Annotated in this window: 10 protein-coding genes; 7 read left to right on the top strand and 3 right to left on the bottom strand. The window is 67.9% G+C overall.

The annotated features are described in order from the left end of the window. Positions 1 to 124 precede the first annotated feature (124 nt). The 5 genes from AC5Y36_RS23905 (at position 125) to pstA (ending at position 5,643) form a co-directional block, all read left to right on the top strand. Complete coding sequence (locus tag AC5Y36_RS23905) at positions 125 to 403, top strand: DUF1490 family protein (protein ID WP_500043453.1); 279 nt, start codon at positions 125 to 127, stop codon at positions 401 to 403. After that, positions 403 to 2,541, top strand: coding sequence for a manganese-exporting P-type ATPase CtpC (gene ctpC, locus AC5Y36_RS23900; RefSeq protein WP_500043452.1), 2,139 nt, complete (start codon positions 403 to 405; stop codon positions 2,539 to 2,541). Before AC5Y36_RS23905 ends, ctpC begins: the two co-directional genes overlap by 1 nt. 104 nt (positions 2,542 to 2,645) lie before the next feature. Then, the gene (gene pstS / locus AC5Y36_RS23895) at positions 2,646 to 3,776 is read left to right on the top strand and encodes a phosphate ABC transporter substrate-binding protein PstS (protein ID WP_500043451.1); all 1,131 of its coding nucleotides are present in this window, start codon (positions 2,646 to 2,648) and stop codon (positions 3,774 to 3,776) included. Then, positions 3,773 to 4,738, top strand: a complete 966-nt coding sequence (pstC, locus tag AC5Y36_RS23890) for a phosphate ABC transporter permease subunit PstC (RefSeq protein WP_500043450.1) — start codon at positions 3,773 to 3,775, stop codon at positions 4,736 to 4,738. Before pstS (AC5Y36_RS23895) ends, pstC begins: the two co-directional genes overlap by 4 nt. Next, the gene (gene pstA / locus AC5Y36_RS23885) at positions 4,735 to 5,643 is read left to right on the top strand and encodes a phosphate ABC transporter permease PstA (protein WP_500043449.1); all 909 of its coding nucleotides are present in this window, start codon (positions 4,735 to 4,737) and stop codon (positions 5,641 to 5,643) included. Before pstC ends, pstA begins: the two co-directional genes overlap by 4 nt. 79 nt (positions 5,644 to 5,722) lie before the next feature. Here pstA and AC5Y36_RS23880 read toward each other — a convergent pair whose 3' ends face one another. Continuing rightward, positions 5,723 to 7,867, bottom strand: a complete 2,145-nt coding sequence (locus tag AC5Y36_RS23880; RefSeq protein ID WP_500043448.1) for a serine/threonine-protein kinase PknD — start codon at positions 7,865 to 7,867, stop codon at positions 5,723 to 5,725. 342 nt (positions 7,868 to 8,209) lie between these two features. Further along, a complete protein-coding gene (gene pstS, locus AC5Y36_RS23875; RefSeq protein ID WP_500043447.1) occupies positions 8,210 to 9,325 on the bottom strand; it encodes a phosphate ABC transporter substrate-binding protein PstS in 1,116 nt (371 codons plus the stop codon). A gap of 165 nt (positions 9,326 to 9,490) precedes the next feature. On the opposite strand from pstS (AC5Y36_RS23875), the gene AC5Y36_RS23870 reads away from it, so the two are divergent. Continuing rightward, complete coding sequence (locus AC5Y36_RS23870) at positions 9,491 to 10,642, top strand: CoA transferase (protein ID WP_500043446.1); 1,152 nt, start codon at positions 9,491 to 9,493, stop codon at positions 10,640 to 10,642. 66 nt (positions 10,643 to 10,708) lie between these two features. On the opposite strand, the gene AC5Y36_RS23865 is transcribed toward AC5Y36_RS23870, so the two are convergent. Then, positions 10,709 to 11,320: a cation efflux transmembrane domain-containing protein gene (locus AC5Y36_RS23865; protein WP_500043455.1), complete on the bottom strand. Its 612-nt coding sequence runs from the start codon at positions 11,318 to 11,320 to the stop codon at positions 10,709 to 10,711. 99 nt (positions 11,321 to 11,419) lie between these two features. On the opposite strand from AC5Y36_RS23865, the gene scpC reads away from it, so the two are divergent. Continuing rightward, a complete protein-coding gene (gene scpC, locus AC5Y36_RS23860; protein WP_500043445.1) occupies positions 11,420 to 12,961 on the top strand; it encodes a succinyl-CoA:acetate CoA-transferase ScpC in 1,542 nt (513 codons plus the stop codon). The last annotated feature ends 5 nt before the right edge of the window (positions 12,962 to 12,966 follow it).

The following is a 12,966-nucleotide window of genomic DNA, read 5'->3' as shown; positions in this document are numbered from 1 at the left end:
CGAGATTCCATCTCGGCGCCATTGCCACCCCACCGAAGAGCGCAGACCGCACAGCGATACATGTTGATATCGCAATATTTCGATGTTAATCTTGGCGCCAAGCTAGTCGAGAGAAAGGCATCCCATGGCACTACCGCTACTGGCAAAGGCCGCGACCACCGTGCTGACCGGCCTGGTCGGCGTGAGCGCCTATGAGCTGCTCCGCAAGGCCGTCGACAAGGCCCCGTTGCACGAAGCCGCGGTGACCGCCACCGAATGGGGCCTGCGCGGCACCCGCCGGGCCGAGGAAGCCGCCGAGTCGACCCGGCTCAAGCTGGCCGACGTGGTCGCCGAGGCCCGCGAACGCATCGGCGAGGAGGCGCCACCGCCCGCCGCCGGCGGCGGTCACGACCACGACCACTGATGACCGCTGAGCTGAGCGTCGTCTCGGATGCGGCCGGCCGGATGCGGGTGCGGGTGCCGTGGATCCTGGCCGACTCGCGCCGCGCGGTCGCGGTGGAGGAAAGCGTCGACCGGCAAAGCGGAGTGCGCACCGTGCACGCTTACCCCCGCACCGGGTCGGTGGTGGTCTGGTACTCCCCCACCCGCTGTGATCGCACCGCGGTGCTGGCGGCGATCGCCGCAGCAGCCGACGTCGCGGCCGAACTGATCCCGGTCCGTACGCCCCGCTCGTCGGACATCCGCAACACCGAAGTGCTGCGGATGGTCATCGGCGGGGCAGCGCTGACCCTGCTCGGGTTGCGCCGCTATGCCTTCAAACGGCCGCCCCTGCTCGGCGCGACCGGCCAGCTGGTCGCCGGCGGCGCGACGGTGTTCATGGGCTACCCGTTCCTGCGTGGCGCGCTGCGTTCGATCCGGTCCGGGCGCGCCGGCACCGACGCCCTGGTCACCGCCGCCACCGTCGCCAGCCTGGTGCTGCGCGAGAACGTGGTGGCGCTCACCGTGCTGTGGCTGCTCAACATCGGCGAGTACCTGCAGGACCTGACGCTGCGCCGGACCCGCCGCGCCATTTCCGACCTACTGCGCGGCACCCAGGACACCGCCTGGGTCCGCCTCGCAGACGACACCGAGGTCCAGGTGCCGATCGACACCGTTCAGCTCGGCGATCGGGTGGTGGTACACGATCATGTGGCGATCCCGGTCGACGGCGAGGTGGTCGACGGCGAGGCGGTTGTGGACCAGTCCGCGATCACCGGCGAGACGCTGCCGGTCAGCGTGGTCCCCGGGGCGCGGGTGCACGCCGGGTCGGTGGTGATCCGCGGCCGGCTGGTGGTGCGTGCCACCGCGGTGGGCAGCCAGACCGTCATCGGCCGCATCATCAGCCGGGTCGAGGAAGCCCAACTCGACCGGGCGCCGATCCAGACTGTCGGCGAGAACTTCTCCCGTCGCTTCGTGCCTGCCTCGTTCATCCTGTCGGGCATCACGCTGGCGCTCACCGGCGACGTCCGGCGCGCGATGACCATGCTGCTCATCGCCTGCCCGTGCGCGGTGGGACTGTCCACCCCGACCGCGATCAGCGCGGCGATCGGCAACGGCGCGCGACGCGGCATCCTGATCAAGGGCGGTTCCCACCTCGAACAGGCCGGCCGGGTGGACGCAATCGTGTTCGACAAGACCGGCACGCTGACCGTCGGGCGCCCGGTGGTGACCAACATCGTCGCGATGCACGAGGACTGGCAGCCCGAGCAGGTGCTGGCCTACGCGGCCAGCTCCGAGATCCATTCCCGGCACCCGCTGGCCGAAGCGGTGATCCGCTCGACCGAGGAACGCCACATCACCATCCCGCCACACGAGGAGTGTGAGGTGCTGGTCGGCCTGGGCATGCGCACCCGCGCCGACGGGCGCACCCTGCTGTTGGGCAGCCCGTCACTGCTGGAGGGCGAGCAGGTCGCGGTGTCGGCCGAGGCGGCGGCCTGGGTGGACAAGTTGCGCCGCCAGGCCGAGACCCCGCTGCTGCTGGCCGTGGACGGCACCCTGGTCGGGCTGATCAGCCTGCGCGACGAGGTCCGGCCCGAGGCCGCCGAGGTGCTGAGCAAACTCCGCGGCAGCGGGGTGCGCCGGATCGTGATGCTCACCGGCGATCATCCGGAGACCGCCGCGGCTGTCGCCGGCGAACTCGGTATCGACGAGTGGCGCGCCGAGGTGCTGCCGGAGGACAAGCTCGAGGTGGTCCGCGCCCTGCAGGCCGACGGCTACGTCGTGGGCATGGTCGGCGACGGGATCAACGACGCACCGGCGCTGGCGGCCGCCGATATCGGGATCGCGATGGGGCTGGCCGGCACCGACGTGGCGGTCGAGACCGCCGACGTCGCACTGGCCAATGACGATTTGAACCGCCTGCTCGACGTCCGCGACCTGGGCGCGCGCGCGGTGGGCGTGATCCGGCAGAACTACGGCATGTCCATCGCGGTCAATGCCGCCGGCCTGCTCATCGGCGCCGGCGGCGCCCTGTCCCCGGTGCTGGCGGCCATCCTGCACAACGCGTCCTCGGTGGCGGTGGTCGCCAACAGCTCCCGGCTGATCCGCTACCAGCTCGACTGAGTATCCCGGGTTTGTTCGACTTGCCCCAGGGTGGCAGGTAGGGTTCAGCAACGTGTGGCAGTCCTAATTCGCCAGCCTCTACTACACGTTGAAAAGGAGCGAATGTGAAGGTTAACCGTTTCGGCGCAACACTGGGTGTGCTCGCCGCCGGCGCGCTGGTCCTGTCCGGATGTGGCAGCGACAGCAACAACTCCGCAAACACGGGTTCGGGTGATGGGGCGGCGACGACCGGCGCCTCCTCTTCGACCAACGTGGACTGCGGCGGCAAGAAGACGCTCAAGGCCAGCGGCTCGACCGCGCAGAAGAACGCGATGGACCGCTTCGTCAAGGCCTTCCAGGACGCCTGCGACCAGGACCTGAACTACACCGCCAACGGCTCGGGCGCCGGCATCAACGAATTCCTGGGTAACCAGACCGATTTCGGTGGTTCCGACGTGCCCCTGAAGCCGGAGGAGTACACCAAGGCGCAGGAGCGCTGCGGATCCCCGGCACTGAACCTGCCGACGGTGTTCGGCCCGATCGCGGTCACCTACAACCTGCCCGGCGTGGAAAACCTGGTGTTGGACGGCCCGACGACCGCCAAGATCTTCAACGGCCAGATCACCAGCTGGGATGACCCGGCGATCAAGAACCTGAACGGATCCGCCCAGCTGCCCGCGCAGCCGATCCACGTCGTGTTCCGCAGCGACGAATCCGGCACCACCGACAACTTCCAGGCCTACCTGGACGCCGCGGGCGAAGGCGCCTGGGGCAAGGGCACCGGCAAAGCGTTCAACGGCGGTGTCGGCGAAGGCGCCAAGGGCAACGACGGCACCTCGGCGGCGGTGAAGGCCGCTGAGGGGTCGATCACCTACAACGAGTGGTCGTTCGCCCAGGCGCAGAAGCTGAGCATGGCGCAGATCATCTCCGCTGCGAGCCCGGACCCGGTGGCGATCAGCGCCGACTCGGTCGGTAAGACGATTTCCGGTGCCACCATCCAGGGGCAGGGCAACGACCTGGTGCTGGACACCCTGTCGTTCTACAAGCCGACGCAGGCCGGCTCCTACCCCATCGTGCTGGCGACCTACGAGATCGTCTGCTCGAAGTACCCCGACGCCGAGGTGGGCAAAGCCGTGAAGGCATTCCTGCAGTCGGCGATCGGTAACGGCCAGAACGGCTTGGCGGACAACGGCTACATCCCGATCCCCGACTCGTTCAAGTCGAGGCTGTCGACCGCCGTCAACGCCATTTCGTGACCGGCCAACACGCTGCGCCCGCGCAACCCAGCGCGGGCGCAGCGCGGCGCGGGGACCGGCTGTTCAAGGCGATAGCGGTCACCTCCGGGTTGACCATCGTCACCGCCATCGCGTTGATCGCGATCTTCCTGCTGCTCCAAGCCATCCCGTCGCTGCGCGTCAACCACGCGAACTTCTTCACCAGCGCCCAGTTCGACACCGACGACCCCGACAAGTTGGCGTTCGGCATCCGGGACCTGCTGATGGTGACGGTCCTCAGCTCGGCGTGGGCCCTGGTGCTGGCGGTTCCGGTGGCGGTCGGGATTGCGGTGTTCCTCACCCAGTACGCGCCGGCGCGGCTATCGCGGCCGTTCGGGGCGATGGTTGATCTGCTGGCGGCGGTGCCCTCGATCGTGTTCGGGTTGTGGGGCATCTTCGTGCTCGCCCCCAAGCTCGCGCCGTTGGCCGGCTACCTCAATGAGCACTTGGACTGGCTGTTCCTGTTCGAAAAGGGCAATGTGTCGCTGGCCGGCGGCGGGAACATCTTCACCGCCGGCATCGTGCTGGCGGTGATGGTGCTGCCGATCATCACCTCGGTGTCGCGGGAGGTATTCCGGCAGACGCCGATCATGCAGATCGAAGCCGCGCAGGGGCTGGGCGCCACCAAGTGGGAGGTGGTGCGGATGACGGTGCTGCCGTTCGGTCGCAGCGGCGTGATCGCCGCGTCCATGCTGGGCCTGGGTCGCGCACTGGGTGAAACCGTCGCCGTGCTGATCATTTTGCGTGCCGCCGCGCACCCCGGAAACTGGTCGCTGTTCGACGGCGGCTACACCTTCGCGTCCAAGATCGCCTCGGCAGCCAGCGAGTTCAGCCAACCGCTGCCGACCGGCGCCTATATCTCCGCGGGTTTCGTGCTGTTCGTGCTGACGTTCATCGTCAACGCGTTCGCCCGCGCGATCGCCGGTGGAAAGGTCAACGGATGACCAGCACCGAGACATTCAACCAGCCGGTGAAGCTGGTCGTGTTCCGTCCGCTCAGCCTGCGGCGCCAGATCGCCAACCGCGTCGCCACCTTCTTCTTCGTCTCGTCGTTCACGATCGCGCTGATCCCGCTGATCTGGCTGCTGTGGGTGGTCGTCGACCGGGGCTGGCACGCGGTCGTGCGATCGGGATGGTGGACCCACTCGTTGCGCGGCGTCCTGCCCGACCAGTTCGCCGGCGGCGTGTATCACGCCCTGTACGGGACCCTGGTGCAGGCGGGTGTGGCCGGCCTGGTGGCGGTTCCGCTGGGATTGATGGCGGCGGTGTTCCTGGCGGAATACGGGACGGGCCGACTGGCCCGGGTCACCACCTTCATGGTCGACGTCCTCGCCGGAGTGCCGTCGATCGTGGCCTCCCTGTTCGTTTTCAGTCTGTGGATCGCCACACTCGGGTTCGATCAGAGCGCGTTCGCGGTGTCGCTGGCCCTGGTCCTGCTGATGCTGCCGATCGTGGTGCGTTCCACCGAAGAGATGCTGCGGCTGGTACCCGACGAACTGCGGGAAGCCAGCTACGCCTTGGGTATTCCGAAGTGGAAGACGATCGTGCGGATCGTCATCCCGGTCGCATTGCCGGGCATCTTTTCCGGTGTGCTGTTGTCGCTGGCGCGCATCATCGGCGAGACCGCACCGGTGCTGGTGCTGGTGGGCTACAGCCGGTCGATCAACCTCGACATCTTCGACGGCAACATGGCCTCACTGCCGCTGCTGATCTACACCGAGTTGTCCAACCCGCAACCCGCTGGTGTTCAGCGGGTTTGGGGCGCCGCGCTCACCTTGATCATCGTGGTGGCCATCATGAACGTGGCCGCCGTCGTCGCGACGCACCTGCTGACCCGCCGCCGTAGCTGACCCGGGTTGGCCCGTCGCCGAGGCGGCAGCCGCCCAGCGATCGACTCCACCGCCGACGGCCGGCTCGCGGCTGACCGGACTACTTGCCCTCGGGCAGTTTCACGATGCGGTTGTTGCCCCGGTCGGCGACGTAGACGGTGCCGTCCTTGGCGACCGCGACATCCAGCGGGGTGTTGAGCCCGGTGAACGGCAGCACCTCTTGCTGGGTCGCCCCGGGCGGCAGCTTCATCACCTTGTGGCTGTCGTGACCGGTGACATACACCGCGCCGGCGTCGTCGACGGTGATACCCCACGGCACGGGCAGGCCGGTGAACGGGAGCTCGCTCTGGTCGCCACCCCCGGGAGCCAGCTTGAGCACCCTGCTGTGGTCGGAGTCGGTGATGTAGACGGTGCCGCCGTGGTCGACGACCACGCCGTCCGGATTGTTCAGGCCGGTGAACGGCAGCACGCTCTGGGTGTTCGACGCGACGTCGAGCTTTACCACCCGGTCATTGCCCCGGTCGGCGACGTACACGTTGCCGTCGGTGTCCACCGCCACCCCTTCGGGGTAGTTCAGTCCGGTGATCGGCAGCTCGACCTGGTTGTTCGACCCGACCGGCAGCTTGACGACCCGGTTGTTGAAGTCGGAGACGTAGACGGCACCGGAGCCGTCCACGGCCAATCCCTGCGGTTCGTACAGGCCCATGAACGGCAGTACGACCGGGGTGTCGGAGTCGTGCGGCAGCTTCACCACCCGGCCGTACATGCCCTGGTTGGTGATGTAGAGGTTGCCCTCGCTGTCCAGTTCGACGCCGCCCGGGGACAGCCGGAAGTTCAGCCCGTCGAACGGCACGACCTGCTGGCCCGACGCCGAGGAGCCCCCTTCACCCGATGGCTTCACCAGCAGGAAGGCCAGCAGCGCGACAACAGCGATCACCGCGACCGCGGCCGCGCCGATCAGGATCTTGCGCTTCTGGCCCGAGTCGGCCGCCTTGGTGAAGGCCGGCGCGGGAGCGGCGGGCGGCGGGGTCGACGTGCTGGGCTGGCTGCGCCAGCTGCCGGCGCTGGCGTCGGGCGAGAGTGCCGGACGGGCCTGGGTCTGGTCGACCGACGGCGACTGCGCCACCGGCGACATCATGGTCTCGCCGCCCATCGGGTAACCGCCCGACTGCTGGTACTGCCCGCCCATCGGATACGGGCCCGACTGCTGGTACTGCCCGCCCATCGGGTAACCGCCCGACTGCTGGTAGTGCCCGCCCATCGGATACGGGCCCGACGGCTGGTATTGGTTCGGGTCGCTGGACATGCCCGGATTGACGGCCTGAACCCGCTGCGTGGTGTCCGCGCCGTGACTCAGGATCGACGCGGCATCGCCCTTCTGCAGGATCGATGCGGCCTGGTTCTGCTCGGCCGAGGTCAGCGCGGCATGCGCGGCGGCGGCGAATTCACCGGCGCTGCTGTAGCGGTCGGCCGGATTCTTGGCCATCCCCTTGGCGATCACGTGGTCCAACGCCTCGGGGATCAACCCGGGCCGCAACTGGCTGAACCGCGGTGCGGGCTCCATCAGATGCGCGGCGACCAGGCGTTCGATGCTGTCGGCGCGATACGGCGGCGACCCGGTCAGGGACTCCGCCAATACACAAGCCAGCGAATAGATGTCGGCGCGGTAGGTGACCTCACCGCTGCTGAACCGCTCCGGGGCCATGTAGGTGTAGGTACCCATCGCGGTCCCGGTCTGGGTCAGTCCTGGATCCGCGGCGGCGCGGGCGATGCCGAAGTCCACCAGATAGGCGAAGTCGCTGTCGGTGACCAGGATGTTCTCCGGCTTGACGTCGCGGTGGGTCACCCCGTTGCCGTGCGCGGCATCAAGCGCCGCCGCGATCTGACCCACGATGGCGACCGCACGACCCGGGGTCAGCGGACCGGTGCGCCGCAGCATGGTGCGCAGATCGGTGCCGTTGATCAGGCGCATCTCGACGAAGAAACAGCCGTCGATCTCGCCGTAGTCATGGATCGGCACCACATGCGGCTCGGTCAGCCGGCCCGCGGTGTCGGCTTCACGTTGCATCCGTTCACGGAACACCGCGTTGCCCGACAGCTGCTGGGAGATCAGTTTCAGCGCGACCACACGGTGTTTACGGGTGTCCTCGGCCTCATAGACCTCCCCCATCCCGCCGCGACCAATCAGCCGCACCAGTTGATATGGCCCAAAACGCGAACCTGCGCGCGATCCCGGCTCAGTCACCGTGACGCTCCCTTCAACCACTCGGGTAACCAACTGGTGAACAGCTGGTTACCGGCAACACGGTAATTGATCATCTAGCTGGCCACAACAGCGCCATGCTACTCATAGCGAATTCGTGGACAGGGCGTTTTCAGAATCAGCGCCATCCGGCATGAGCACCTGTTGACCGGTGCTGCGCCGCGCGCCCGCCCCCCTGATGAAATCCACTGAATCCATTGTTTTCCTTGAAAATTCCGGTGGTGCGAGACCGGCCGCGCGGTCGGCCCGGCGCGCCGTGTCCCCGGCTGCGCCGTCGCCGTTGCCGAACCGGCAGCGTCTATCCCAGCAAAAGATCCGCCCAATTCAGGCGATCGCGTCGACCGCCGTCTCCAATTTGGTTTGGAACTCCGATGGCAGCGGAATGTAGCCGTACTGGTCCAACCCGTCCTGGCCGTCACCGATGGCCGCCTGCATGAACGCCTTGACCGCCTTGCCGGTGGCCTCATCCGGGTACTTCGAGCAGACGATTTCGTAGGTCACCAGCACAATCGGGTAGGCGCCGGTCTGGGTCGGCTTGTAGAACGACGAGGTGTCCACGATCAGGTCATTGCCCTGGCCCTTGAACTTGGCCCCCGCGATGGTCTTGCCGACCGTGGCGGTGGTGATCGAGACCGGGTCCGGGCCGGCCGAGGTGATGATCGAGGCGATGCTCAGCTGGTGGCCCACCGCGTAGGACCACTCGTTGTAGGTGATCGACCCGTCTGTCTGCCGCAGCAACATCGACGTCCCGTCGTTTCCGACCGCGCCGTCACCGACCCCACCGTGGAACTCCTTGCCGGCACCATGGCCCCAGGCGCCGTCGGACGCCGCATCGAGGTACTTCTGGAAGTTGTCGGTGGTCCCGGATTGATCGGCGCGGAACACCACGTGGATCGGCTCGGATGGCAGGTTGGTCGCCGAGTTCAATGCCTTGATCGCGGGATCGTCCCAGGCGGTGATGGTGCCGTTGAAAATTTTGGCGAGCGTGGGCCCGTCGAGGTTGAGCTGGGTGACGCCGCCGATGTTGTAGCTGATCGCGATCGGCCCGAACACCGTCGGAAGATCCCAGGCCGGGGACCCGCAACGCGCCGATGCGCGGTCGGGCTCGCCCTTGCCGGGATCCAGTGGTGAGTCCGAACCCGCCAGATCGGTTTGATTGCCGACGAACTCCGCCACACCGGCACCGGATCCATTGGCGTTGTAGTCCAGGGTGTAGTCCGGGCAGGACCGGATGTAGGCGTAGACGAACTGCTCGATCGCGTGCGATTGCGCGGTCGATCCACTGGCCTTGAGCTTCTTCTTGCCGCCGCAGTCGACGGCGATCGACGACGCCTTGGACGGCTTTTCTGACGAGTTGTCGGAGTTGCCACCGCAGGCCGGCAGCACCAGCGCACCGGCGACCAGCAGGCTCAACACGGCGCGAGATCGGTTGAACTTCACGGGACTCCTCTGGTCAGGTCAGCTCTGGACAGATCAGGTGGGACTGCTGCCCAGCAAGTTACCTCAGGGCGGCGACACGGGTTGTCACAATGGCACCGGTACAGCGACGACGCTGGTCGAGGCCGCCGAGCCCGAGCTGCGCAAGGTCCCAGTAAGGTCACCGTGATGAAGCCCCTCGACGGATTCCGGGTGCTCGACTTCACCCAGAATGTGGCCGGTCCCCTGGCCGGGCAGGTGCTGGCCGATCTGGGCGCCGAGGTCATCAAGGTCGAAGCGCCCGGCGGTGAGGCGGCCCGCCAGATCACCTCGGTGCTGCCCGGCCGCGCGCCGCTGGCCGTCTATTTCCTGCCCAACAATCGGGGCAAGAAGTCGGTGGCGGTGGACCTGACCACCGCCGAGGCGACCCGGCAGATCCTGGGACTGGTGGACACCGCCGACGTCGTCCTGGAGGGCTTCCGGCCCGGAGTGATGGAGAAACTCGGGCTGGGCCCCGACGAATTGCAGTCGCGCAACCCGCGATTGATCTACGCCCGGCTGTCGGCCTTCGGCGGCAACGGGCCGCACGGCAACCGACCCGGGGTGGATCTGATGGTTGCCGCCGAAGCCGGGATGACCACCGGGATGCGCACCGCGGACGGTAAGCCCCAGATCATCCCGTTTCAGCTGGTGGACAACGCCAGCGGCCATGTGCTGGCCCAGGCGGTGCTGGCCGCGCTGCTCAACCGCGAACGTCATGGGGTGGCCGACGTGGTCCGCGTCGCCATGTATGACGTCGCGGCCAGCCTGCAGGCCAACCAGTTGACCGTGCACCTGAACAGGCCCAGCGCCGACCGGCCCGCGCCGAGCGCCCCGCGACGCCGCAGCGTCGGCTTCGCCACCCAGCCCTCTGACGCGTTCCGCACCGCCGACGGATATCTGGTGCTCAGCGCATACGTGCCCAAGCACTGGCGGTCGCTGTGTGACGCCATCGGCCGCCCCGACCTGGTCGACGACGAGCGGTTCGCCGATCAGCGGTCACGGTCGATCAACTACGCCGAGCTCGGCGACGAGCTGGAGGCCGCGTTGGCGGCCAGGTCCGCCGCCGAGTGGGTCGAGATACTGCACCGCAACGGCGTCATGGCGTGTCTGGCGTACACCTGGAAGCAGGTGGTCGCCACGCCGCTGTTCGCCGAGAACGATCTGGCGTTGACCGTGGGCAGCGGCGACGACGCCGTCACCGTGATCCGCACACCCGCGCGCTACTCCACCTTCACCGCCGCGGCCACGCAGCCGCCACCGGAACCGGGTCAACACAACGACGAATTCTTGTCTCGCTGAGTCTGCGGCAATGCCGAGGCGCATTCGCACTTCTGCGCCACAGCGGCACAGTCAACGCGAGGTATCTCAGCAACCGCAATCGTCGCCGCGCCAGGACCGGAAGCCCTGCCACACGGCGGCCCCGGCCACCGCCAGCCCGATGACCGGGTCCAGCCACCAGCCGCCCGACCAATTGGCGGTGACGGCCAGCCCCAGCAGCACGGCCGCCGCCTGGATCGCACACAGGTAGTTCTGCACACCCTCGCCGACCGTCGCCGCCGACGCCAACCGGGCCCCGAGCCGACGTTGCGCCCGCCCCAGGATCGGCATCACCAACACCGCGACAGCGGTAACCGCGATCCCGATCACGCTGGTCTCGCTGTGCCGCTCCCCCACCAGATGATTCACCGATTCCGCGACGATGTAGGGCGCGCTGATCCAGAACGACACCGCCACACCGATTTGCGCCCGCCGTTCGGCGGTGTCCGACAGCGTCCGCGCCCCAGTGAACCGCCAGATGACCACCGCGCCGGCCAGCCCCTCGGGGATGCTGCCCAACGCCCATCCGGTCAGCGCGACGGACCCGGCCGACAAGCCCTGCCACAGCCCCACGGTGCCCTCGGCCGCCACCAGCACCAGGCTGATCCACGCCAGTCGGCGCGCCCAGCGCGCGGCGCGATGCCATCCGGCGTCGTACACCAAGCGGCCATGCCCGTGCTCGTGGTGGTGGTCGTGACCGGCTTCCGCACCACAACCGTCGTCGACGACAGCGGCCGGGCGGGGGGAAGTCACCCGTTGATGGTATCGCTTCCGCGTACCGGCCACCGACTCGTAGGCTGGGCAGACGTGACTGGCCGTATCGCCGCACCCGCCTTCGCCGCCAAGCTGTGTTCAGCCCAGGACGCGGCCGCAATGATCGGTGACGGCGACACCGTCGGGATGAGTGGGTTCACCGGATCCGGCCATCCCAAGGCCGTCCCGCCGGCGTTGGCGGAACGAATCGCCGCGTCGACGAGCGGCGGACGACCGCTGCGGGTCAATGTGTGGACCGGCGCCGGGACCGGGCCCGACCTCGACGGTGCGCTGGCCGCGGTCGACGGCATCGGGTTACGGCTGCCCTATCAATCCGACCCGGTCCTGCGCGCAGCGATCAACGCGGGACGCGCCGAATACCTTGATCTGCATATCGGTCAGGTGGCGCCGATGGCCCGCCACGGTGTGCTGGGCCACCTGGACGTCGCGCTCATCGAAGTGGCCGGAATCACAGCCGCCGGTGACCTGATCCCGGCCACATCGGTTGGCAACAACCAGACCTGGCTCGACCTGGCCGACCGGGTGATCCTGGAGGTCAACTCCTGGCAGCCCGAACAACTGGACGGGTTGCACGACATCTATGCCGGTGTCCCGCGGGCGCCCATCCCGATCACCGCGCCGGGCGACCGTATCGGCGTGCCCCATCTGCACTGCGCCGCCGACAAGGTGGCCGCGGTGGTCCTGACCGACGCGCCCGACCATACCGATACCTTCAGCGCACCGGATACGGTGTCGCAGCAGATCGCCGGGCACATCGTGGATTTCCTAGCCGGCGAGGTCGCCGCTGGCCGGATTCCGCCGGCTCTGCTGCCGTTGCAATCCGGGGTCGGCAACGTGCCCAACGCGGTGCTGGCGGGACTGGCCGACGGTCCGTTCGAAAACCTCACCGCCTACACCGAAGTCATCTCCGACGGCATGCTGGCGCTGATCGACTCCGGCGCGATGACGGTGGCCTCGGCCACCTCGCTGTCGCTGAGTGCGCAGGGCGTCCAACGGTTTCGCGCCACCGACTACCGCGGCCGTGTGGTGCTGCGCGACCAGGAGATCAGCAACCATCCCGAGGTGCTGCACCGGCTCGGGGTGATCGCGATGAACAGCATGATCGAGGCCGACCTCTACGGCAACATCAGCTCCTCGCATGTGCTGGGCAGCCGGATGATGAACGGCATCGGCGGGTCCGGGGACTTCGCCCGCAACGGCTACGTCGCCATCTTCATCACACCGTCGCTGGCCAAAGGCGGTGCGATCTCCACGATCGTGCCGATGGTGTCGCATGTCGATCACACCGAACACGACGTCGACGTGATCGTCACCGAGCAGGGGCTGGCCGATCTTCGCGGGCTGTCCCCCAAGCAGCGGGCCCGGCGGGTCATCGATCGCTGCGCACATCCCGACTTCCGGGCCGCACTGGACGACTATCTGGACCGCGCAATGCGATTCGGCGCCGGGCAGCACACCCCGCACCTGCTCGCCGAGGCGCTGTCCTGGCATGTCCGATACCTGGCCGACGGCACCATGCGCGGCTGAGCAAA

The organism is Mycobacterium sp. NGS50, assembly GCF_059812545.1.
Note: the sequence above shows the minus strand (reverse complement) of the source record. Positions and strands in the feature narration are given on the sequence as shown.